Annotated in this window: 21 protein-coding genes; 10 read left to right on the top strand and 11 right to left on the bottom strand. The window is 60.6% G+C overall.

The genetic code is table 11. The features are described from left to right. The first annotated feature begins 35 nt into the window (after window positions 1-35). Window positions 36-863: an ammonia-dependent NAD(+) synthetase gene (nadE, locus tag OWK27_RS16875; protein ID WP_267590816.1), complete on the top strand. Its 828-nt coding sequence runs from the start codon at window positions 36-38 to the stop codon at window positions 861-863. 112 nt (window positions 864-975) lie between these two features. Further along, window positions 976-1,854 carry an excinuclease Cho gene (gene cho / locus OWK27_RS16870; protein WP_252003493.1) on the top strand — a complete coding sequence of 293 codons (879 nt, stop codon included), beginning with the start codon at window positions 976-978 and terminating at the stop codon, window positions 1,852-1,854. Here the strand turns inward: cho and ves are convergent. The 7 genes from ves to astC all read right to left on the bottom strand — a co-directional run bounded on the left by ves (window position 1,832) and on the right by astC (window position 9,411). Continuing rightward, window positions 1,832-2,389 carry an environmental stress-induced protein Ves gene (gene ves, locus OWK27_RS16865; RefSeq protein ID WP_267590815.1) on the bottom strand — a complete coding sequence of 186 codons (558 nt, stop codon included), beginning with the start codon at window positions 2,387-2,389 and terminating at the stop codon, window positions 1,832-1,834. The two genes, cho and ves, sit on opposite strands and share 23 nt — an antisense overlap. A gap of 167 nt (window positions 2,390-2,556) precedes the next feature. After that, window positions 2,557-3,051 (bottom strand): ATP-independent periplasmic protein-refolding chaperone Spy, encoded by a 495-nt coding sequence (gene spy, locus OWK27_RS16860; RefSeq protein ID WP_242173180.1) that lies wholly within the window; start codon window positions 3,049-3,051, stop codon window positions 2,557-2,559. Between the two features lie 337 nt (window positions 3,052-3,388). Beyond that, on the bottom strand, window positions 3,389-4,354 hold the full coding sequence (gene astE, locus OWK27_RS16855) for a succinylglutamate desuccinylase (protein ID WP_267590814.1): 966 nt from the start codon (window positions 4,352-4,354) through the stop codon (window positions 3,389-3,391). A 9-nt stretch (window positions 4,355-4,363) separates the two neighbouring features. Next, complete coding sequence (gene astB, locus OWK27_RS16850) at window positions 4,364-5,689, bottom strand: N-succinylarginine dihydrolase (RefSeq protein ID WP_267590813.1); 1,326 nt, start codon at window positions 5,687-5,689, stop codon at window positions 4,364-4,366. Next, complete coding sequence (gene astD, locus OWK27_RS16845) at window positions 5,676-7,163, bottom strand: succinylglutamate-semialdehyde dehydrogenase (protein ID WP_267590812.1); 1,488 nt, start codon at window positions 7,161-7,163, stop codon at window positions 5,676-5,678. Before astD ends, astB begins: the two co-directional genes overlap by 14 nt. Further along, a complete protein-coding gene (gene astA, locus OWK27_RS16840) occupies window positions 7,160-8,194 on the bottom strand; it encodes an arginine N-succinyltransferase (protein WP_176610578.1) in 1,035 nt (344 codons plus the stop codon). Before astA ends, astD begins: the two co-directional genes overlap by 4 nt. Next, window positions 8,191-9,411, bottom strand: a complete 1,221-nt coding sequence (gene astC, locus OWK27_RS16835; RefSeq protein WP_267590811.1) for an aspartate aminotransferase family protein — start codon at window positions 9,409-9,411, stop codon at window positions 8,191-8,193. Before astC ends, astA begins: the two co-directional genes overlap by 4 nt. 433 nt (window positions 9,412-9,844) lie before the next feature. Between astC and xthA the strand changes: the two genes are divergently transcribed. The 6 genes from xthA (at window position 9,845) to OWK27_RS16805 (ending at window position 16,020) form a co-directional block, all read left to right on the top strand. Then, on the top strand, window positions 9,845-10,651 hold the full coding sequence (gene xthA, locus OWK27_RS16830; protein ID WP_267590810.1) for an exodeoxyribonuclease III: 807 nt from the start codon (window positions 9,845-9,847) through the stop codon (window positions 10,649-10,651). Between the two features lie 6 nt (window positions 10,652-10,657). Next, complete coding sequence (locus OWK27_RS16825) at window positions 10,658-11,341, top strand: TVP38/TMEM64 family protein (protein ID WP_267590809.1); 684 nt, start codon at window positions 10,658-10,660, stop codon at window positions 11,339-11,341. Window positions 11,342-11,347: 6 nt separating this feature from the next. After that, window positions 11,348-12,517 carry an ABC transporter substrate-binding protein gene (locus tag OWK27_RS16820; protein ID WP_267590808.1) on the top strand — a complete coding sequence of 390 codons (1,170 nt, stop codon included), beginning with the start codon at window positions 11,348-11,350 and terminating at the stop codon, window positions 12,515-12,517. After that, window positions 12,490-14,019, top strand: a complete 1,530-nt coding sequence (locus OWK27_RS16815; RefSeq protein WP_267590807.1) for a thiamine ABC transporter permease — start codon at window positions 12,490-12,492, stop codon at window positions 14,017-14,019. Before OWK27_RS16820 ends, OWK27_RS16815 begins: the two co-directional genes overlap by 28 nt. Continuing rightward, window positions 14,019-14,639, top strand: coding sequence for an ATP-binding cassette domain-containing protein (locus OWK27_RS16810; RefSeq protein WP_267590806.1), 621 nt, complete (start codon window positions 14,019-14,021; stop codon window positions 14,637-14,639). Before OWK27_RS16815 ends, OWK27_RS16810 begins: the two co-directional genes overlap by 1 nt. A 73-nt stretch (window positions 14,640-14,712) precedes the next feature. After that, on the top strand, window positions 14,713-16,020 hold the full coding sequence (locus OWK27_RS16805; RefSeq protein WP_176610584.1) for a sulfurtransferase: 1,308 nt from the start codon (window positions 14,713-14,715) through the stop codon (window positions 16,018-16,020). On the opposite strand, the gene OWK27_RS16800 is transcribed toward OWK27_RS16805, so the two are convergent. Both OWK27_RS16800 and OWK27_RS16795 read right to left on the bottom strand, forming a co-directional pair. Beyond that, on the bottom strand, window positions 16,017-16,634 hold the full coding sequence (locus OWK27_RS16800) for a CDP-alcohol phosphatidyltransferase family protein (RefSeq protein ID WP_193356263.1): 618 nt from the start codon (window positions 16,632-16,634) through the stop codon (window positions 16,017-16,019). The two genes, OWK27_RS16805 and OWK27_RS16800, sit on opposite strands and share 4 nt — an antisense overlap. After that, complete coding sequence (locus tag OWK27_RS16795) at window positions 16,624-17,196, bottom strand: carboxymuconolactone decarboxylase family protein (protein ID WP_267590805.1); 573 nt, start codon at window positions 17,194-17,196, stop codon at window positions 16,624-16,626. The genes OWK27_RS16800 and OWK27_RS16795 overlap by 11 nt, the downstream gene beginning before the upstream one ends. A 75-nt stretch (window positions 17,197-17,271) precedes the next feature. Here OWK27_RS16795 and OWK27_RS16790 point away from each other — a divergent pair, with 75 nt between their 5' ends. After that, a complete protein-coding gene (locus tag OWK27_RS16790; protein ID WP_274857156.1) occupies window positions 17,272-17,688 on the top strand; it encodes a pyrimidine (deoxy)nucleoside triphosphate diphosphatase in 417 nt (138 codons plus the stop codon). Here OWK27_RS16790 and OWK27_RS16785 read toward each other — a convergent pair. Beyond that, on the bottom strand, window positions 17,648-17,920 hold the full coding sequence (locus OWK27_RS16785; protein WP_420712982.1) for a YnjH family protein: 273 nt from the start codon (window positions 17,918-17,920) through the stop codon (window positions 17,648-17,650). The genes OWK27_RS16790 and OWK27_RS16785 overlap by 41 nt on opposite strands. A gap of 225 nt (window positions 17,921-18,145) precedes the next feature. On the opposite strand from OWK27_RS16785, the gene gdhA reads away from it, so the two are divergent. After that, the gene (gdhA, locus tag OWK27_RS16780; protein WP_267590804.1) at window positions 18,146-19,489 is read left to right on the top strand and encodes an NADP-specific glutamate dehydrogenase; all 1,344 of its coding nucleotides are present in this window, start codon (window positions 18,146-18,148) and stop codon (window positions 19,487-19,489) included. Window positions 19,490-19,557: 68 nt separating this feature from the next. On the opposite strand, the gene OWK27_RS16775 is transcribed toward gdhA, so the two are convergent. Beyond that, the gene (locus OWK27_RS16775) at window positions 19,558-21,465 is read right to left on the bottom strand and encodes a DNA topoisomerase III (RefSeq protein ID WP_148419125.1); all 1,908 of its coding nucleotides are present in this window, start codon (window positions 21,463-21,465) and stop codon (window positions 19,558-19,560) included.

Raw genomic sequence — 21,465 nt, 5'->3', positions numbered from 1 at the left:
TCACTTTCTGTTTGGTTCTGCATAGGGAGGGCGTAATGGCTCTGCAACAAGAGATTATTCAGGCGCTGGGCGCGAAACCTGCGATTGATGCAAATGAAGAGATCCGTCGTAGCGTTGATTTTTTGAAAGCTTATCTGTCAGCACATCCCTTCCTGAAGACGCTGGTGCTGGGCATCAGCGGCGGGCAGGACTCCACGCTGGCCGGTAAGCTTAGCCAGATGGCCATCTCCGAGCTGCGCGAAGAGACCGGTGACGCCGCGCTGCAGTTTATCGCCGTACGCCTGCCGTACGGCGTTCAGGCCGACGAGCAGGACTGCCAGGATGCTATCGCCTTTATCCAGCCGGACCGGGTGCTCACCGTGAACATTAAGAGTTCGGTGCTGGCAAGCGAGCAGGCGCTGCGCGAAGCCGGTATTGAACTGAGCGATTTTGTCCGGGGCAATGAGAAAGCCCGCGAGCGCATGAAGGCGCAGTACAGTATCGCCGGGATGACCAAAGGGGTTGTAGTAGGGACCGACCATGCGGCGGAAGCCATTACCGGTTTCTTCACTAAATACGGCGATGGCGGCACGGACATCAACCCGCTCTTCCGCCTGAACAAGCGTCAGGGCAAGCAGCTGCTGGCTGCGCTGGGCTGCCCGGAGCATCTCTACAAGAAAGCGCCAACGGCCGATCTCGAAGACGATCGCCCTTCCCTGCCGGATGAAGCGGCGCTGGGCGTGACTTATGACAACATTGACGATTATCTGGAAGGCAAAACGCTCGACGACGCTACCGCTAAGATTATCGAAGGCTGGTATCTGAAAACCGAGCACAAGCGCCGTCCACCGATTACGGTGTTTGACGACTTCTGGAAAAAGTAAAAGCAGAACGGTAACTCAGTTTTGCAGGCCGGGTGAGGTACCGCCGCCCGGCTCTTTTTTAACCACCCAACTCCTGCTACACTGTATGCCTGAACAGTATATGGAGCAGTATGTGAGCAGGCGTCAATCCGCCCCGCGTCTTGAGTTTGAAGCGGCGGCTATCTACGAATATCCCGAGCATCTTCGCCCCTGGCTTGAGGCGCTGCCTAAACAGCCTGGCGTCTACTTCTTTCACGGCGACAGCGACACCATGCCGCTCTATATCGGCAAAAGCGTCAATATCCGCAGCCGGGTAATGTCGCACCTGCGAACGCCGGACGAAGCGTCAATGCTCAGGCAGTCGCGGCGCATCACATGGATAGAGACGGCAGGCGAGCTGGGCGCGCTTCTGCTCGAAGCCAGGCTTATCAAGGAGCAGCAGCCGCTGTTTAATAAACGCCTGCGCCGCAACCGCCAGCTTTGCTCCCTACAGATTAGCGCGGGTAAACCGCAGGTCGTCTACGCGCGTGAAGTGGATTTTTCACATGAACCGAATCTCTACGGCCTGTTTGCCAACAAGCGTGCCGCACTGCAAACCCTGCAAACGCTGGCAGATGAATTACAGCTTTGTTATGGCCTGTTGGGGCTGGAAGCCACCACCCGCGGGCGCGCCTGTTTCCGCTCCGCGCTGAAGCGCTGCGCCGGAGCGTGCTGCGGAAAGGAGAGCGTTGAAGAGCATCATGCCCGCTTTATGGCGGGCCTGGCCTCCATCAGCGTCAACTGCTGGCCGTGGGACGGCGCCGTGGCGTTGAAGGAAACCCGCGATGGCATGACGCACTATCACATTATCCGCAACTGGCTCTGGCTTGGCGCCGTCGAAAACCTGAATGACGCAGCCGCTCTGCTGCGCACCCCTGCGGGGTTCGATCAGGACGGCTACAAAATTCTGTGTAAGCCGCTGTTAACCGGAAAGTATGAGATTATCGTGCTTAATGACCCGGCAGCCAGGTGATTTCACTGAACAGCAGCGTGCCTTTCGATGCCAGTAAACGAAGGGTATGCGTGCCCTCTTCCCAGCTGGCTCCCTGATCGGCGGTCAGCAATTTATCTCCCAGCTGCCAGGCACCGCTTAACACGAACGCCACGCCGCCGCGTGACGCGAAGGTGGTGAACGTACGATTAGCGACGCGCACCTTAGCCTGACAGCGGTCCCGCCGGGTCATGATGTTGAAGTCCATCGACATCTGCCCCTCCGTGAGCACGGCCTTCACCGCCAGATCCCCCGCAAAGCCGTAAGGCTGATGGTGCTTCAGGGTATGGCAAAACGCGCTGCCCGCATCCAGGGTCACCTCGCCGCCTTCCAGCAGCGTAATCACCCGGTCAACGCCCGGGAAAGCGGAAAATTCGCCGTTGCTGGCGATGGAGGCAATGCTGGCCCGCCAGAAAAAATCCCGCGTCGCGGGAGGGAAACAGCAAATCTCACGCGTCTCACCCGCGCCGTTACGCCAGAGGCTGACCGGCATTTTACGGATATCAAAGAATTCCATTACCACTCCTGAAGGACGCACCGTGCGTATGGGCATTTTCACAGGGGTATTATCGGCAGCGGTAAGGCCAGACCTTAGGCATGGAATAAAAGAAAAACCGCCGGTCCTGTCCACAGCGTTTTCGCTTTTGTAGACAGGAGCCCGGCGGTCTTAAGAGTGTGAGCCGATTATTCGGCTGGTGCTGGCATTTTACCTTCCGGCGCGGCACGTTCTGTCAGACGCTTCTCAAAATTGGCATTAAACTGTTTTTTCTGTTCCGGCGTCAGAATGTTGTAAATCTTGTTCTGGGTTTCCATATGGGCCAGCATGCGGGCCTTATGCTGCTCAGCCATCTTGTCGATCTGCGCTTCGGCTTTGGCTTTATCGAAGCTGTCGCTGGCAATGATGTCGTGCATCGCGCGGCGCTCTTCCAGCGGAGGACGCTTCATCTGGTCACGCTGGCTTTTCCTGATGTCGCGGATCTGCTGTTTCTGCGCGTCGGTCAGATTCAGATCTTTAAACATCATCATTTCATGGTGCATACCCGGCTTGCCTTTATGATGCATCATCATTTTGCCTTCAGCTGGCGCGGCGGCGGTGGTCGCGGTATCGGCGGCGAACGCGGTGCTGGTAGCGCCCAGAGCCAGGGTAGAGGCAACAAACAGTGCAGTTAATTTACGCATAATGTCTTTCCTTACTTTCAGTTATTCTTCGGCGCTATGCCGTGTTGACGAGATTAACTTTACGGGGTTTAGCGTCAATTAATCAGAGCAACGGTAAAACAATGAAAGTATAAAAAACACTTTTTCGCCAATTGTGGAGAAATTAAGGAAAAATAATGGAGAGATGAAAGTAAAATATTCAACAAGATGATTTTAAAGAGATTATGGAGAAGTATAGCGAAGTGGCGTTTAATAATAAAGCAATTATCCAGGAATATTCCGCAAACAAAACAAGAACGCTTTTATCGCTAAGAAATTAATAAACCGTTTCCCCTCCGGTCAACGCGAGGGGAAACGATCAGGCCATTTTTTCCAGCATCAGCCCGGCTCGCAGACCAAACGCGACCGACGGATTGGGGAATAACACATATTCCGTGGATTGCTGTACCACATAGCGTTCATCTCCATCTTCCGCCAGCAGGACGCCCTTCCGGAACGGCGTAAAGTTCAGCGTGTGGGGCGCCATATGCAGACGGAAAGCATCGCTGCGGCGCGTGATCTGCTGCACCACCCGATAGCGCGCCACGTGCCCCTGCGCGCGTGTCTGCATCTCACCTCCCAGCAACGCCGAAAGCGCATGCTGCGTAGGGGCAAAGCGCGTCAGGTCGTTATGCCCGAACGGCAGCGCTTTTCCCAGCTCCAGCGTGCAGGACAGCGCGCCGAAATTCTCGCAGGTGAAGTGGGTGAAGGTGCCGCCCGGCGCCTGGTGAAAGACCAGCGCCTCCAGCCCCGCGTCGCCAAGCCAGGTCAGAAACGCTTCATCCCACGGCTGGTGACGCTGCGGCAACACGCCAAAACGTACGTGGTACGAGGCGCGGATGGCGGTATGCAGATCGAGGTGCCAGCGCGCTGCCCCCGCGTCGGCAAAAAACGCGGCAACGGTAGCCTCCAGCCACCGGGCGCGCGCCGTTTCATCACTCACCGGGAACTGTGCCCAGCGGCCACCAAACATGCGGTTGAGGTCGCTTGCGAGATAGCGCTGGTTTTGCGCCAGCGCGGGCGGATTCCCCAGCACCACCAGCAGACGACAGCGCAGCGCGAACGCCCCGCGGAACAGCGCGCGCAGCACAATATCGACAATCTCCACGGGTGCCGTTTCGTTTCCGTGAATGCCGGCAGAAAGCAGCAGCGAAAGGTCATACTCCCCTGTGGGCGTCAGCTCAAGCACGCCCGGCCCCAGCCATCGCCAGTGGAACGAGGGGCCTTCCCCCTCTTGCAGCTCCGGCGTCTCTGCTGCCAGGGTCAGCGCCAGTAAATTCTCCATACCCTCTCCTTAGCGCTGGAACGGATAAACCGAACCCAGCTGCAGGATAGTCGATAATGCATCCAGCGCCTCGCGGCCTTCACGCAGCAGCTGCGGATCGACCAGATCGGCCTGAACCAGACGATCGCGATAGTAGCGGTCCACCCAGTCGTTAAGGGTGTTGAACAGCGCGTCGCTCATCATCACCGCCGGATTCACCGCCTGCAATTCGTGTGGCGTTAACACCACGCGCAGGCGCAGACAGGCCGGTCCCCCGCCGTTGGCCATACTTTCCCGCAGATCGAACACGCGGAGTTCATCAATCGGATTATCCGCCTGCACCAGCTCGCTGAGATAGCGCCAGACGCCCTGATGATTGCGGGACTCCTGGGGCAACACCAGCATCATGCTGCCGTCATCCCGGCTCAGCAGCTGGCTGTTGAAAAGGTAGGTTTCAACGGCATCCTGCACGCTAACCGCCCGCGAGGGTACCTGAATCGGCATAAATCCCGGCACGCGCTCGCGCAGCGTAGCCAGCAGCTTTTCCTGATGGACGAACGCCTGCTCGTGGCAGAACAGCACCTGACGGTTGGAAACGGCAATCACGTCGTTATGGAATACGCCCTGGTCGATCGTCTGCGGATTTTGCTGAGCAAAAATGACCTGGGACGGATTAACCTGGTTCAGCCGCGCAACCGCCTGGCTTGCGGCCAGGGTTTGCCTCGCCGGATAGCGAACCGGCGCGAGGTGGCCGCCCTCCTCACGTCCGTAGATAAACAGCTGCAGCCCCGGATCGCCATAATCGCCGCCCAGACGGTTGTGGTTAGCCGCCCCTTCGTCGCCAAACATCGCGACCTGCGGTAGCGCCTGATGCACCTCAAAATGGGCGTCATGATTAAAGATGGCGCGCAGCACGCGCCAGGTGGTGTCCGCTTCGCTGGCGCGGTGGAATTTGTTGTTCAGGTTAGCGACGGTCAGATGCACTTTGCCGTCCAGCGTATCCGCCGACGGTGCGACGGTGGCGGCATTCGCCACCCACATCGAGGAGGCAGAGCTGGCAGCAGAAAGCAGGTGTGGCTCCTGCGTGCCCGCTTTTTCCACCACCTGCTCATCCGTGCCGCTAAAACCCAGCTGGCGCAGCACCGCCACGTTCGGGCGCTCCTGCGGCGGGATCACCGCCTGCGGGAAACCGGCATCGGACAGCGCCTTCATTTTCAGCAGCCCCTGCTTCGCCGCCAGCTTCGGGTTCGAAACCTGGAACCGGTGCTTTGTCGAGGCTTCATTACCGAAGGAGAGCCCGGCATAGTGGTGCGTCAGCCCCACCAGCCCGTCGAAGTTAACCTCACGCGCTTTCATGGGCGTCTCCCTGGGTGAAGTCCAGCCCCGGATTGAGCGTTTCCGGCAGCGTCAGCGACGGGGTTTCGAGGCTTGCCATCGGCCACGCGCAGTAATCAGCGGCATACCACGCGCTGGCGCGATGGTTGCCCGAGGCGCCTACGCCGCCAAACGGCGCGGTGCTCGCCGCCCCGGTCAGCGGTTTGTTCCAGTTCACGATCCCGGCGCGCGCTTCGAGCAGCAGCTGCTCGAACTTCTCGCGGTGCGGCGATATCAGGCCGCTCGACAGGCCGTATCGGGTATTGTTGGCCATCCCGATTGCCGCATCAAAATCGTCATAGCGCCAGACGCACAGCAGCGGGCCAAAGACCTCCTCGTCCGGCACGCCCTCGGCGCCGCTCATCTCAATAATCCCCGGCGTCAGTAACGACGTGCCGGGGGCTAACAGTTTCGGCTCCAGCAAAGTTTTGGCCCCGCGGTTGACGCGATCCTGCCAGGCCTTCAGCACGTTCTGCGCGGCCTGTTCGGAGATCAGCCCGCCAATAAACGGCTGCGGCTCGGCGTCCCACCGGGCGGGCACCAGACGCGCGCTCACCTCAACCAGACGCTTCAGGAATGCATCCCCCTGCGCGCCGCGCCTGACCAGCAGACGACGCGCGCAGGTGCAGCGCTGCCCGGCGGTAATAAAGGCCGACTGGATAGTCAGGTGCACGGCGGCATCAATATCGTCCGGATCCTCGACGATCAGCGGGTTATTGCCGCCCATCTCCAGCGCCAGAATTTTTTCCGGCTGCCCCGCCAGCTGGCGATGGAGCTGATAGCCCGTTCCGGCACTGCCGGTGAACAGCAGGCCGTCAACGTCGCTCAGCGCGCTCAGCGCCTGACCGGTTTCACGCCCGCCCTGCACCAGGTTCAGCACGCCCGGCGGCAGCCCGGCCTGCTTCCACAGCTTCACCACCGCCTCGCCGGTTAACGGCGTGAGCTCGCTCGGCTTGAAGATGACGGTATTCCCCGCCAGCAGCGCGGGGACGATATGCCCGTTCGGCAGATGCCCGGGGAAGTTATACGGGCCAAACACCGCCAGCACCCCGTGCGGACGATGGCGCAGCGTGGCGGCGCCGTCGGGCATCTCGGTATGCTGCTCGCCGGTGCGGGCGTGGTACGCCTTCACCGATATACCGATTTTGTTGATCATCGCCGTGACTTCGGTTGTCGCCTCCCAGCGCGGCTTGCTGGTTTCGGCGGCGATAATGCGGGTCAGCTCGGCTTTATTGGCCTCCAGCAGCGCCGCAAATTTCTCAACCAGCGCCTGGCGCTCGGTGAAAGGCCGTTTCGCCCATGCCGGAAACGCGCGGCGTGCGGCGCGGCAGGCCTGCTCAACCTGTCCGGCGCTGGCGTCGTTTCCCTTCCAGAGCACCTCCTGACCCACCGGATTGGTTTTAATCCGCGCCTCGCCTTCGCCCGTTATCCAGTCGCCGTTAATCCATAAAGTCATGCTGTTTTCTCCTCAGGGCAGAGTCGCACCAGGCGAACCGCGTCGCCGGCGTTACATTTCAGGGCATCCAGCTGCGCGGCGGTCAGTACTAGCCGCTCGCAGGTCGGGTTGGTTCGCACCAGCATGGCGCGGAAGTTGGCGTAATTCTCGTTCGATACCAGGCAGGCGGGCCACTCGCCCGGCGCGGGCTGGCCTTCAGAGACTTCAACCAGACGGCTCTTGCGGATGGCGCGCACGCGGTCGATGTCGCATTCCAGCGTGGGGCCGCCGTCGAAGATGTCGACGTAGTTACGGTAGCGAAATCCCTCTTTCTCCAGCACCGCGCGGGCCGGAGCGGTTTGCGGATGGACCTCGCCAATCACCGCCTGCGCCTCCGGCGTTAAGAAATGGGTATAAATAGGATGCTTCGGCATCAGCTCGGCGATAAACGCCTTCTGGCCGGTGCCGCACAGGTAGTCCGCACGGCTGAACTCCATGGAGAAGAAGCGTTCCCCCAGGCTCTCCCAGAACGGCGAGTAGCCCGTCTCGTCGATCACGCCGCGCATTTCGGCAACCACCTTTTCGTTGAAGCGGTCACGGAAGGCGGCCATGAACATAAAGCGCGATTTGGAAAGCAGATAGCCGTTGCCCTCCTTGCGCCAGTCCGGATCGAGGAAAAGCGTGCAGAGCTCGCTGGCGCCGGTATGGTCATTGCAGAGAAAGAGCGTCGGCAGCGCGTTGTAGACGTTCAGCTCTTTCGAGGCGTGAACCATCGTGCCGACGCGGTAGTTGTACCAGGGATCGTTAAGCCCGACGGCCACCTCGATGGCGCAGATCCCCGCCACGGTTCCCGTGTCGGTATCTTCCAGCACGAACACATAGCCCTGTTCGCTCTTTGGCAACGTCCCCTGCCAGGTTTGCAGGGCGCGCTCAATGCGCGCCGACAGCGTTTTTTCATCGGCAGGCAGCGAGGTCAGCCCGCCGCCTGTCTTACCGGCAAGCTGCATAAGCCCGGCGAGATCGCCGTGCGCAACGGGACGGATAACCATCATGATGACACCCCGGCCTTCACCCCTTCGCAGGCCAGCGCAAAACGGTCCAGCCCGGTTCTGACCTCTTCTTCGCTGACGATCAGCGCAGGGGCAAAGCGCACCACGCTGGCACCGGCAATCAGCACCATCACGCCCTGTTTTGCCGCCTCCTGCGAAATCAGCTTCGCCTTGCCGGCAAACTCAGGGGCGAGTTCGCAGCCAATCAGCAGCCCCAGGCCGCGGATCTCTTTAAACAGGCCGGTCTTACTGTTAATGGCATTCAGACGCTCCACAAACCAGTCGTGACGCTGTTTAACACCCTTCAGCACTTCCGGGGTATTGATGATATCCAGAACCTGTCCGGCCACGGCCGTTGCCAGCGGGTTGCCGCCGTAGGTGGTGCCGTGCGTGCCCACGGTCATCACGCTGGCGAATTTTTCCGTGGTCAGCATCGCGCCGATCGGGAAGCCGCCGCCCAGCGCTTTGGCCGTCGACAGCACATCCGGGGTTACGCCATAGTGCATGTAGGCGTACAGCTCGCCGGTGCGGCCCACGCCCGTCTGCACTTCGTCAAAAATCAGTACCGCGTTATGACGGTCGCACAGCTCGCGCAGCCCCTGAAGGAACGCCTGCTGCGCGGGCATGACGCCGCCCTCGCCCTGCATGGGCTCCACGATCACCGCGCAGGTGGCGTCGTCAATCAGCTCGCTGGCGGACTGCAAATCGTTGTACGCCGCGTGACGGATATCGGGCGGCAGCGGTGCAAAATCCTGCGAATACGAGGGCTGACCGCCCGCGCTGACGGTAAACAGCGTGCGGCCATGGAACGCGTTCCTGAACGCGACGATCCCGCTCTTGTGCGCGCCAAATTTATCGTGGGCATACTTACGCGCCAGCTTCAGCGCCGCTTCGTTAGCTTCCGCCCCGGAGTTACAGAAAAAGACTTTTTCTGCAAACGTGGCGTCGATCAGCTTCTTCGCCAGACGCAGCGCGGGCTCGTTGGTATACCCGTTGCCGGTGTGCCAGAACTTCGCCGCCTGATCGTTCAGCGCCTGACGCAGCGCCGGGTTCGCATGGCCCAGCGCATTTACCGCAATGCCACCCGCAAAGTCGATGTACTCCTTGCCCTGCTGATCCCACAGGCGCGAGCCTTCCCCACGTACCGGAATAAAAGCCGCCGGAGCGTATACCGGCATCATCCATTCATCGAAATTTTCACGCGTAATTGACAGAGACATAGCGACCTCATCCGGTAAATAAAAGGTTGTTTAAATGTTAAATAATTGAGTGTTTGCACTGTGAATGTAGATTGCAGCGTTCGTGCCAGCCAGCGATAAAAATGCATAAAAGGGAGGAGGTAACAGAATATCAACGGGTTAGAATATGGAGTTATTCACTGTTAATGCATAAAAAGTGAATATTTTTACGGTAAGCGGCGCTTTGCGGCATGAAAACAAGAAAGAGTATGCAGAAGCCAAATATAATTCTGGAATTGTGATCGCTCGCGAAATTTATTGGTTCTTTACGCCCTGTCAGAGAGCAATGCGCGTTGAAATGGTGCAAATATTGCACCACCGGCATTATCTGTCGCAGTAATTGGGCGAAGCGGATAACAGACGACGCAAATTCTGCTACCATCCTTCCACTATTCACCTTGCATTGGCAGCGACTATGAAATTTGTCTCTTTTAATATCAACGGCCTGCGTGCCCGCCCTCACCAGCTTCAAGCGATTGTTGAGCAACATCAGCCAGATGTGATCGGCCTGCAGGAGACAAAAGTTCACGACGATATGTTCCCTCTCGAAGAGGTAGCGAAGCTGGGCTATAACGTCTTTTACCACGGACAGAAAGGCCACTACGGCGTTGCGCTACTGACTAAAGACACGCCGGTTTCGGTGCGTCGTGGCTTCCCGGGCGACGGGGAAGAGGCGCAGCGCCGCATCATCATGGCGGAAATTCCTTCCGCACTGGGCAACATTACCGTTATCAACGGCTATTTCCCGCAGGGTGAAAGCCGCGATCATGAAACCAAATTCCCGGCCAAGGCGAAGTTTTACCAGGACCTGCAAAACTACCTGGCAACCGAGCTCAAAAAAGAGAATCCGGTGCTGATCATGGGCGACATGAACATCAGCCCGACGGATCTGGATATCGGCATTGGCGAAGAGAACCGCAAGCGCTGGCTGCGCACCGGTAAATGCTCCTTCCTGCCGGAAGAGCGCGAGTGGATGGAGCGCCTGCTCGGCTGGGGCCTGGTGGATACCTTCCGTAATGCCAACCCGGAAACGCAGGACCGCTTCTCGTGGTTTGACTACCGCTCGAAAGGCTTCGATGACAACCGCGGCCTGCGCATCGATCTGCTTCTTGCCAGTTCGCCGCTGGCCGAGCGCTGCATCGAAACCGGAATCGACTATGACATCCGCAGCATGGACAAGCCGTCCGACCATGCGCCCGTATGGGCAACGTTCAAGCTGTAACTCCCGGTGAACATAAAAAAATCCATTCTCCTGTGCGCCCTTACGGGCGCATTTGTTTCGATCGTTGTTTTGCTTCCTCCGGGCACCCTCACCCTCGACGCGTTAAAAATGCACCAGCAAACGTTGCTCGAGCGGGTGGAGCAGGCACCCGTTCAGAGTGCGCTGTTCTATTTTGCGATTTACGTCGCGGTCTCCGCGCTGTCGATACCCGGCGCGGCCCTTCTGACGCTGCTCGGCGGGGCGCTGTTCAGCCTGTGGGAGGCGGTGCTGCTGGTTTCATTTGCCTCAACGCTCGGCGCGACGCTTGCCATGCTCGCCAGCCGCTACCTGCTGCGCAACGGGGTTCAGCGGCGCTTTGCCGCCCAGATGCAAACGATCGATGCGGGAATGGCGCGCGACGGCGCGCGCTACCTTTTTGCCCTGCGCCTGATGCCGCTGTTCCCCTTTTTTCTGGTCAACCTGCTGATGGGGCTGACCCGGATTACGGTGCGTCGCTACTGGTGGGTAAGCCAGCTTGCCATGCTGCCCGCCACCGTCATCTATCTGAACGCGGGACGCGAGCTGGGGAAACTCGCCTCGCTGCGCGATATTCTGTCGCCGGGATTGCTGTTCGCCTTTACACTATTAGGGCTATTACCGCTGGTCACTCGCTGGCTGTTTTCCCGTTACAACCCTTCGAATAAAAAGTGAGGCATTATGCGCCGGGTGCGTTTTTGCGCGTTTCTGACTGGTCTGCTGCTGGCAACGTCTGCCGCTGCCGCAGAGGGCTGGCAGACCATTCAACAGCAGGCTAAAGGGCAGACCGTCTGGTTTAACGCCTGGGGCGGCGATGGGGCCGTTAACCGCTATCTCGACTGGGTAAGCGGCGAAATGAAAACGCACTACGCCATTAACCTTAAGATCGTTCATCTGGCCGATGCCGCCGACGCGGTCAAACGGATCCAGACGGAACGGGCCGCGGGACGCGGCAGCAACGGGTCGGTAGATCTGCTCTGGGTGAACGGCGAAAATTTTCGCACGCTGAAAGAGGCAAACCTGCTGCTCAGCGGCTGGGCGCAGACCCTGCCCAACTGGCGCTACGTCGATACCCGTAAGCCGGTGACGGAAGATTTTGCCGTCCCGACCGACGGGGCGGAATCACCGTGGGGCGGCGCGCAGCTGACCTTTATCGCCCGGAAAGCGAGCATGCCGACGCCTTTGGCAGATCCGCAGGCGCTGCTGGCCTACGCGCAGCAGCACCCTGGCAAGGTGAGCTATCCGCGCCCGCCGGATTTTACCGGCACCGCGTTTCTTGAGCAGCTGCTTTTAACGCTGACCGCCCGCCCGGACGCGTTAAAAAAAGCGCCTGACGGCACCTTTGCCCAGGTCACCGCTCCGCTGTGGGCCTATCTTGATATCCTGCACCCCCTGCTCTGGCGCGAAGGGAACGATTTTCCCGCCTCGCCCGCGCGCATGGATACCCTTCTCGCCAGCGGCAGCCTTAACCTGTCGCTGACCTTCAACCCCGCTCACGCGCGGCAAAAGGTGGCGAACGGTGAACTGCCTGCCGACAGCTACAGCTTCGGCTTTCGTCAGGGCATGCTCGGCAACGTCCATTTTGTCGCTATCCCGGCAAATGCCGGCGCGAGCGCGGGCGCAAAAGTCGTGGCGAACTTTCTGCTTTCACCGCAGGCGCAGATCCGCAAAGCCGATCCTGCCGTCTGGGGTGACCCGACCGTGCTGGATGCCGACAGGCTGCCTGCGGATGAGGCAAAACGGCTTCGTCTATTTACGCCCGCTGGCACCCCTGACGTGCTTCCCGAACCGCACGCCGCCTGGGTTAACGCCCTGGAGCAGGAATGGCTTCGCCGCTACGGTACCCGCTAGCCGGGCTGGCGTGGGCTGCTATGGCAGCCATCTATCTGCCGCTGCTTCCCGCCAGCGGAATGCTGCTCGCACCGGCGTTTTCCCCCGCCGGCTGGGCGGCGCTGTTTGCCGACCCGCAGCTGCCGCAGGCGCTGGCTGCCACGCTGGTTTCATCGCTTATCGCGACGCTGGGCTCTCTGTTCATCGCCCTGAGCCTGCTTGCGCTTCTCTGGCCGGGTGAAGGCTGGCAGCGCCTGACCGCCCGCCTGCCGTGGCTGTTAGCCGTGCCGCACGTCGCCTTCGCCACCAGCGCGCTGCTGCTGTTCGCCGAAGGGGGCGCGTTTTACCGGATGTGCACGCTCTGCTCGCCGCAGCTGGACCGCTACGGTATCGGGCTTGGGCTTACGCTCGCGGTCAAAGAGAGCGCGTTCGTCCTGTGGGCGCTGTACGCCGCGCTGCCTGAAAAGCGTCTCGCTCAGCAGAAGATTGTGCTGCATACCCTGGGCTACGGACGGATGCAGGCACTCTGCTGGCTGATAATCCCGGCAATCGCCCCCGCGCTGGGCGCCGTGATGCTGGCGGTGCTCGCCTGGTCGCTTTCCGTGGTGGACGTGGCGATCGTGCTCGGGCCGGGCAATCCGCCCACGCTGGCGGTGCTGGCCTGGCAGTGGCTTACCCAGGGCGATGCGCAGCAGCAGATAAAGGGAACGTTGCTGTGCCTGGCGCTGCTCCTGCTGCTGGCCGCGCTGGCCGCGGCGGGATACGGCCTCTGGGCCGCATGGCGGCGCTCGCAGCCTGACGTCTCGGGGCGTCGTCGTGCTTCGCACAGCGCGTTGCCCGCGCGGACCCTTGGCGGATTACTGCCGCTGTGCGGCGCGCTTTGTGCCATTGTCCTGCTGATGCTGGCGGGTCGGGACGACGTCGGCCCGGTCAGCGACAGCCTGTCTCTGGGGCTGCTGTCCAGCCTGCTTGCGCTGGCGCTCCTCTTTCTCTGGCTTGAGTGGGGACCGCCGCGCGGCGCGCGGTGGATCTGGCTGCCGCTTGCGCTTCCCGCACTGCCGCTTGTGTCCGGACAGTATGCCGTTGCGCTGCGGCTGGGCATCGACGGTCAGTACGCCACCGTACTCTGGAGCCATTTGCTCTGGGTTATCCCGTGGATGCTTCTGGTGCTGCAGCCGGCCTGGCGCAGGCTCGATCCCCGCCTGATCCTGACCGCCAGAACGCTGGGATGGGGACAGGCAAAAATTTTCTGGTTAGTAAAATGCCCCCTGATGGTTCGTCCGGCCCTGCTGGCCTATGCCACCGGATTTTCCGTGAGCATGGCGCAGTACATGCCCACCCTCTGGCTGGGGGCTGGACGCTTCGCCACGCTGACGACGGAGGCGGTTGCCCTCAGCAGCGGCGGCAGCGTTCCCATTCTGGCGTCCCGGGCGCTGGGCCTGCTGCTGTTGACCAGCAGCGTCTTCGCCCTTGCCGTGCTGCTCTCGCGGCTCGCAGGCCGCTACCGACAAGGATTACGTTAATGCTGAACGTGAAGAATCTCACCATCTCCCCCCTGTTTCATGATGTGAACTTCAGCGTCCCGGCGGGTGAAATCGTGACGCTGATGGGACCATCCGGCAGCGGCAAATCGACCCTTTTTTCCTGGATGGTGGGGGCATTGTCCGCTGATTTTAAGGCGCACGGCGAGCTGTGGCTGAACGATCGTCGCTGCGATACCCTCGCCGTGGAAGTGCGCGGGATCGGCATCCTGTTTCAGGATGCCCTGCTGTTCGACGCCTTCAGCGTCGGGCAAAACCTGATGCTGGCGCTGCCGGCGCGCGTCGCCGGGCGCGCACGACGCCAGGCGGTAGAGCAGGCCCTGGCGTCAGCCGGGCTGGCAAACCACTACGCCAGCGATCCGGCCACCCTGTCCGGCGGCGAGCGCGCCCGGGTCAGCCTGCTGCGCGCCCTGCTCGCCGAGCCGCAGGCGCTGCTGCTCGACGAGCCGTTCAGCCGCCTTGATAAAGCGCTGCGCGCGTCATTTCGCGCCTGGGTATTTGAGGAGGCTCGCCAGCGCGCTATTCCAGTGGTGCTGGTCACGCACGATGAGGACGATATTCCCCCCGGCGGGCAGGTGATTGAAATTTCTCGCTGGCAATAATGTGCTAACGCAATGTTTTTGGCGGCAGGAGAGACGACAATGCCATCCCCTTTTAATGACGTCAGGTTTTTCGATGAAACGTGTTTCTCAACTGACCGCGCTGGCCCTGCTCTGCGGCCTCGCCTCACTCTCCTCCACGGCGGCTGATATGCCCCACGCCCTCACGCTGGCCCAGCTACAGGCACAGAACGGCGCGGTAATCGATACGCGTATCAGCGCGTTCTATAACGGCTGGCCGCAAACCCTGAGCGGAACGTCCGGACATGAGCCCGCCGCGCTTAATCTCTCCGCCAGCTGGCTTGGGGCGATGAGCGATGACCAGCTCAGCGGCTGGGCAACGCGGCATCGTCTTTCGCCGGACGCGCCAATTGCGCTCTATGGCAGCGATGAAGACAACCGGGCCGTCAAAGCGCGGCTGGAAAACGCGGGCTTTAGCCGCATCACCACCCTGAGCGATGCCCTGCAGCAGGCCGATCGCCTGCAGCGGCTGGCGCACTTCGAGCAGCTGGTCTATCCGCAGTGGATCCACCGGCTACAGCAGGGCAAACCGGTTACGGCCGCACCGGCAGGCGACTGGAAGGTGATTGAGGCCGGATGGGGCGCGCCAAAGCTGTATCTGCTGAGCCATATTCCCGGCGCGGGCTACATCGACACCAACGAAGTGGAAAGCGAGCCGCTGTGGAATAAAGTCTCTGACGAGGCGCTGAAAGCGATGCTGGCGAAGCACGGGATCCGTCACGATACCACCGTCATTCTGTACGGTCGTGACGTCTATGCGGCCGCGCGCGTGGCGCAGATTATGCTCTACGCGGGCGTGAAGGATGTGCGCATTCTGGACGGCGGCTGGAGGGCGTGGTCCGACGCAAACCTGCCCGTTGAACGCGGTACGCCTGCAAGCGTGAAGCCAGCCCCTGATTTTGGCGCGCCGATCCCGGGCCAGCCCCAGCTGATGGTGGATATGGATCGGGCCCGCGGGATGCTGCACCGTCAGGATGCGTCGCTGGTGAGCATTCGCTCCTGGCCGGAATTCACCGGCGAAACCAGCGGCTACAGCTATATCAAGCCGAAAGGTGAAATTGCCGGCGCGCGCTGGGGCCACGCGGGCAGCGACGCGACCCACATGGAAGACTTCCACAACCCGGACGGCACCATGCGCAGCGCCGACGATATCGCCGCCATGTGGAAAACGTGGAATATCCTGCCGGAACAGCACGTTGCGTTTTACTGTGGTACCGGCTGGCGCGCCTCTGAAGCCTTTATGTACGCCCGCGCCATGGGCTGGCAGAACGTCGCGGTCTATGACGGAGGCTGGTACGAATGGAGTAGCCATCCGCAAAACCCGGTCTCCCGCGGCGAGCGAGGCCCCGAGAGTTCACGCTAGCGGTTGAGCGATCTCAGCGTCGCGTAACCGCTCCAGACGCGCGTTGTGGTGGTCAGCCAGCACAGCGCGCCAAACGCCCAGGCAAACAGCGTGAAGTGCGCCGGAAACAGGCAGCACAGCACAAACAGCGCGATGGTCTCCGTCCCTTCCGTCAAACCTCCGATGTAATAAAACGACTTGTGCGCATAGCCTGGATTATCAATATCGTGTTTCGCGGCCAGCGCGGCGAAGGCGAGGAAGCTGCTGCCCGTGCCGATAAACGCGAACAGCAGCCAGGCGGCGGCCAGCGCATTTTCAGCCGGTGCAGCCAGCGCAAAGCCAAACGGCACCAGGGCGTAAAACAGGAAGTCGAGGGCGATATCAAGAAATCCTCCCGCGTCCGTCAGGCCGCGTCGACGCGCCAGCGCACCGTCCAGCCCATCCAGCAGCCGGTTCAGCACAATGGCGACCAGCGCCGCCGGGTACCAGCCGAGCGCCAGAAAGGGCAACGCCAGCGCGCCTGCGGCAAACCCGACGAGCGTTAGCCCGTCGGGCGTGATAAACGGCTTATCCAGGGCGGCAGCCAGCTGGTTAAGCCCGGGCTTCAGCCGGGGGTGCAGATGTTTATCCAGCATGCGGTTTTCCTTTAAACGTGGCGCACAGCCCCTGAGCCGGAATATCGAGTGCCGCATTGAAGCGGGCGGACAGGTTCTGAAACGCAATCAGGGCCGTCATTTCGGTGATAGCATCCTGCGTAAAGTGGCGCTTGAGCTGGCTTTTGATGCTGTCATCGACACGAGGCGGCGTGGCGCTGACCGCTTCTGCAAAGGCCAGCGCGGCGCGCTCCTCCTCGCTGAACAGGGTGGACGTTTGCCAGTCGCTAACGGCCTGCACTTTATCCAGCGCCCCGCTCCGCTCGGCCAGACGCAGGCTGTTGGCATCGATACAAAATGCGCAGTGGCAAATCTGCGAGACGCGGGTCATCAGCAGCGATCGCAGCGCCGGGGACAAACGCGCCTGGCGCCGCTCCAGATAGCCGACAAACAGCGCCACCAGCCAGAAAAGACGCGGCATGCGCCCCCACCAGCGGGTGGGATTAAGCACCGAGCCAAAATGTTTTTTCTGCATGGCGGCAATGGGCTTGAGGCTGACGGGAAGGGATTCGATGGGGGCAACCCAGGCGGATGTCTCTTTCACCTGATTCTCCTGATGACTGGACTCTTTGAAAGGGGACGATAATATGTCGTTTTCCGCTATTAATTATTGACGAACATGCTGAAAACACTCGATGTTGTTGCGGCCATCCTCGAAAAAGAGGGCAAAATTTTACTGGCGCAGCGTCCAGCCCATGCCGATCAGCCCGGAATGTGGGAGTTTGCAGGGGGCAAGGTTGAAGCCGGTGAGACCCAGCCACAGGCGCTGATCCGCGAACTGCGTGAAGAACTCGGCATTGAGGCCGTACCCGCGCGGTACGTGGCAAGCCACCAGCGGGAGGTGTCGCAGCGCCTGATCCATCTCCACGCGTGGCACGTGCCCGACTTTAGCGGCGAGCTCAGGGCGCATTACCACTCGGCGCTGGTGTGGTGCACGCCGGAAGAGGCTTTCGCCTATGATTTAGCCCCGGCGGATATTCCGCTGCTTGAGGCGTTTATTCTTTTACGCGACGCCAGACCAGCGGGTTCGTACTGATGGTGCGCTCATCGCGCTGGCACTGCAGCAGCACGCCCTCCGCCCTGACCACCGCGCCTTCTGAGTAGTTTTGATCCTGATAGATACAGCACTGATTGCACGGCTGGGCACGCTGGCCGCCGCTGCTAAAGACCTCCGGCGGCACGTTAACCTCGACATCCGGTCGAAAGCGGTCAGCCTGCGCGCCTGCGGATAACGTCAAACATATCGCGGCCATTGCGTAACGGTTCATAGACTTTATTTCCTTTGCATCGTTTATATCTATAACGGTAGATCGGGACGGGATCTTTAATTTATCGCATCATCGCTTTTGGTTATGACGCGCGCCTCGTCATTAATTTCCCTTTCGGGCTGCATTTCTGCTTGCCTCTCAAAGCGGTGCGGGTGGTATAGTCAAAAAAACGACACAAAACATCCACGCCACGCGCATAAAATATTATAAGAGGTTCTTATATCTATGGATCAGACACGCTCTCTGGAAAGCTTCCTTGCCCACGTTCAGCAGCGCGACCCGCACCAAAGCGAGTTTGCCCAGGCCGTTCGTGAAGTGATGACCACCCTGTGGCCCTTCCTTGAAGAAAATCCGCGCTACCGCCAGATGGCGCTGCTCGAACGTCTGGTGGAGCCCGAGCGCGTGATCCAGTTCCGCGTGGCATGGGTGGACGACCGCAATCAGGTGCAGGTGAACCGCGCGTGGCGCGTGCAGTTTAACTCCGCCATTGGGCCGTTTAAGGGCGGAATGCGCTTCCACCCTTCGGTGAACCTGTCGATCCTTAAATTCCTCGGCTTCGAGCAGACCTTCAAAAACGCGCTCACTACCCTGCCGATGGGCGGCGGAAAAGGCGGCAGTGATTTCGATCCTAAAGGTAAAAGCGAAGGTGAAGTGATGCGCTTCTGCCAGGCGCTGGTTACCGAACTCTATCGCCACCTTGGCCCGGACACCGACGTACCTGCCGGAGATATCGGCGTGGGCGGGCGTGAAGTGGGCTTTATGGCCGGGATGATGAAAAAGCTTTCCAACAACAGCGCCTGCGTCTTTACCGGCAAAGGCCTGTCGTTTGGCGGCAGCCTGATTCGCCCTGAAGCGACGGGCTACGGCCTGGTCTATTTCACCGAAGCGATGCTCAAGCGTCACGGGCTGAGCTTTGAGGGGATGCGCGTAGCGGTCTCCGGCTCCGGCAACGTGGCGCAGTACGCTATCGAGAAAGCGATGGCGTTCGGCGCGCGCGTGGTTACCGCCTCCGACTCCAGCGGTACCGTGGTAGATGAAACCGGCTTTACGGCAGAAAAACTGGCGCGCCTGTGCGACATTAAAGCCAGCCGCGACGGCCGCGTGGCAGATTATGCCCGCGAGTTTGGCCTGACCTATCTGGAAGGTAAACAGCCGTGGGGCGTGCCGGTGGATATCGCCCTGCCGTGCGCAACGCAAAACGAGCTGGACGTGGAGGCCGCCCGTACGTTGATTAGCAATGGCGTAAAAGCGGTAGCGGAAGGGGCGAACATGCCTACCACCATCGAAGCGACAGACCTGTTCCTCGACGCGGGCGTGCTGTTTGCGCCGGGCAAGGCGGCGAACGCGGGCGGCGTGGCAACGTCCGGTCTGGAAATGGCGCAGAACGCCGCAAGAATGGGCTGGAAGGCAGAGAAAGTGGATGCCCGCCTGCATCACATCATGCTTGATATTCACCATGCCTGCGTGGAGTACGGCGGCGAGGCCTCGCAGACCAACTACGTGCGCGGGGCGAACATTGCCGGGTTCGTGAAGGTGGCGGATGCAATGATTGGGCAGGGTGTGATTTAAGTTTTATCGTGCGGCCGGGGCCCCTCACCCCGGCCCTCTCCCACGGGGAGAGGGAAAAAACGGGCGTATCAGGCCGCGCTCTTTTTCTTCTTAAACGGTTTCTTCGCACCGCTGCCCGGCGCCACCATTCCCCTGAACCGCTTCACCGGCGTGCTGCGCGCCTGGTCAATCAGCTGGTAAAGCGTCCCGACCAGCGGCTGCATAAAGTCCTGGTAACGGCACTGCTTTTCGCTGATTTGCGTCAGCACCGACTCCCAGTGCGCCGTCATGTCCGGCCTTGCCGCAAGCTCAGGAAGGGAATGTATGAGCGCCCGGCCCGGTTCCGTTGAGTGGATGTAACGTCCCTTTTTCTCCAGGAAACCGCGCTTGAACAGCAGTTCAATGATCCCTGCTCGCGTCGCTTCCGTACCCAGCCCGTCGGTCGCGCGAAGGATCTTCTTCAGATCTTTGTCCTGCACAAAGCGGGCGATCCCGGTCATGGCGGACAGCAGCGTCGCGTCGGTGAAGTGACGCGGCGGCTGGGTCTGACGCTCTATCACTTCGCCCTTCTCACACAACAGCTCATCGTCTTTAGCCACCACCGGCAGCGGCGTGCCGTCGTTCTCCTCGTCACGCTCTTTGTTGCCAAGCAGGGTGCGCCAGCCCGCTTCCGCCAGAAAACGCGCTTTGGCAATAAATTTGCCTTTGGCGATGTCCAGCTCAATGACGCACTTGCGAAACACCGCGTCCGGGCAGAACTGCATCAGGTACTGACGGGCAATCAGGTTATAGACCTTCGCTTCGTTGTCGGTCAGGTTGACGCTGCTGGCGCGCGCCGTCGGGATAATCGCGTGGTGGGCATCGACTTTTTTATCGTCCCAGCAGCGGTTATGGGTGTCCGGGTTAACGACCGGCTGAGGAAGCAGATCCGGCGCGTGCACGCCGATGGCGTTCATCACCGCGTGGCGTCCGGCAAAATGTTCTTCCGGGAGATAGCGGCTGTCCGAACGCGGATAGGTGATAAGCTTATGGGTTTCGTAGAGCTTCTGGCAGATATCGAGCACGTTCTGCGCGCTCAGGCCAAATTTTTTGGCGGCCTCAATCTGTAACGCCGACAGGGAGAACGGCAGCGGCGCGGGTTCTGATTCCCGTTTATCGTTATAGCTGGTGACGATAGCGGGCTGGCCGGTAATGCGGTTGACCACGTGCTCCGCCAGCGGGCGATGCAGAAGGCGACCCTCTTCATCCTGATACGATTCACAGGCATCGCTCGGCTGCCAGACGGCGGTAAAGCGCTCGTCTTTTGGCGTGACGATATGCGCTTTAACCTCAAAGAAGTCCTTCGCGACGAAATTCTCGATCTCTTCGTCACGACGCACCACCAGGCCCAGCACCGGGGTCTGCACGCGGCCCACGGAGAGCACGCCCTGATAGCCCGCATTGCGCCCCAGGATCGTGTAGGCGCGGGTCATGTTGATCCCGTACAGCCAGTCGGCGCGCGCCCGCGCCAGCGCGGAGACGCACAGCGGAATAAACTCGCTGTTGGCGCGCAGGCGCGAAATCGCGCGCTCAACCGCCTGCGGGTTGAGGTCGTTGATCAGGCAGCGCTGCACCTGCTGGCGTTTTTCGGGTGCCAGCTCAAGATAGTCCAGCACCTCGTCCACCAGCAGCTGCCCTTCCCTGTCCGGGTCACCCGCGTGGACAACCTCCGTCGCCTCATGCAGAAAGCGCTTGATGACGTTGAGCTGTTTGGTGACGGAAGGTCGGGGTTGCAGGCGCCACTTTTCCGGGACAATCGGCAGATCGCTGAGGTTCCAGCGGGCATAGCGGCTGTCGTAGACATCCGGCTGCGCCTGCTCAAGCAGGTGGCCGATGCACCAGGTGACCACCTGCCCGTTACCGCATTCGATAAAGCCGTCGCCTTTGCGATGCGGCTTAGGCAGCACGTCGGCGATGGCGCGCGCCAGGCTCGGCTTTTCGGCAATAAACAACCGCAT

Origin of the sequence: Enterobacter cloacae complex sp. 2022EL-00788 (assembly GCF_026627565.1) — a bacterium.
GTDB lineage: Bacteria > Pseudomonadota > Gammaproteobacteria > Enterobacterales > Enterobacteriaceae > Enterobacter > Enterobacter pasteurii.
Note: the sequence above shows the minus strand (reverse complement) of the source record. Positions and strands in the feature narration are given on the sequence as shown.

Bases quoted from the DNA above. Each gene is read 5' to 3' on its own strand.
- nadE (WP_267590816.1), top strand. From the start codon at position 36: ATGGCTCTGCAACAAGAGATTATTCAGGCGCTGGGCGCGAAACCTGCG.
- ves (WP_267590815.1), bottom strand. From the start codon at position 2,389: ATGGAATTCTTTGATATCCGTAAAATGCCGGTCAGCCTCTGGCGTAAC.
- spy (WP_242173180.1), bottom strand. From the start codon at position 3,051: ATGCGTAAATTAACTGCACTGTTTGTTGCCTCTACCCTGGCTCTGGGC.
- astE (WP_267590814.1), bottom strand. From the start codon at position 4,354: ATGGAGAATTTACTGGCGCTGACCCTGGCAGCAGAGACGCCGGAGCTG.
- astB (WP_267590813.1), bottom strand. From the start codon at position 5,689: ATGAAAGCGCGTGAGGTTAACTTCGACGGGCTGGTGGGGCTGACGCAC.
- astD (WP_267590812.1), bottom strand. From the start codon at position 7,163: ATGACTTTATGGATTAACGGCGACTGGATAACGGGCGAAGGCGAGGCG.
- astA (WP_176610578.1), bottom strand. From the start codon at position 8,194: ATGATGGTTATCCGTCCCGTTGCGCACGGCGATCTCGCCGGGCTTATG.
- astC (WP_267590811.1), bottom strand. From the start codon at position 9,411: ATGTCTCTGTCAATTACGCGTGAAAATTTCGATGAATGGATGATGCCG.
- xthA (WP_267590810.1), top strand. From the start codon at position 9,845: ATGAAATTTGTCTCTTTTAATATCAACGGCCTGCGTGCCCGCCCTCAC.
- OWK27_RS16820 (WP_267590808.1), top strand. From the start codon at position 11,348: ATGCGCCGGGTGCGTTTTTGCGCGTTTCTGACTGGTCTGCTGCTGGCA.
- OWK27_RS16815 (WP_267590807.1), top strand. From the start codon at position 12,490: ATGGCTTCGCCGCTACGGTACCCGCTAGCCGGGCTGGCGTGGGCTGCT.
- OWK27_RS16810 (WP_267590806.1), top strand. From the start codon at position 14,019: ATGCTGAACGTGAAGAATCTCACCATCTCCCCCCTGTTTCATGATGTG.
- OWK27_RS16805 (WP_176610584.1), top strand. From the start codon at position 14,713: ATGAAACGTGTTTCTCAACTGACCGCGCTGGCCCTGCTCTGCGGCCTC.
- OWK27_RS16800 (WP_193356263.1), bottom strand. From the start codon at position 16,634: ATGCTGGATAAACATCTGCACCCCCGGCTGAAGCCCGGGCTTAACCAG.
- OWK27_RS16790 (WP_274857156.1), top strand. From the start codon at position 17,272: ATGCTGAAAACACTCGATGTTGTTGCGGCCATCCTCGAAAAAGAGGGC.
- OWK27_RS16785 (WP_420712982.1), bottom strand. From the start codon at position 17,920: ATGAACCGTTACGCAATGGCCGCGATATGTTTGACGTTATCCGCAGGC.
- gdhA (WP_267590804.1), top strand. From the start codon at position 18,146: ATGGATCAGACACGCTCTCTGGAAAGCTTCCTTGCCCACGTTCAGCAG.
- OWK27_RS16775 (WP_148419125.1), bottom strand. From the start codon at position 21,465: ATGCGGTTGTTTATTGCCGAAAAGCCGAGCCTGGCGCGCGCCATCGCC.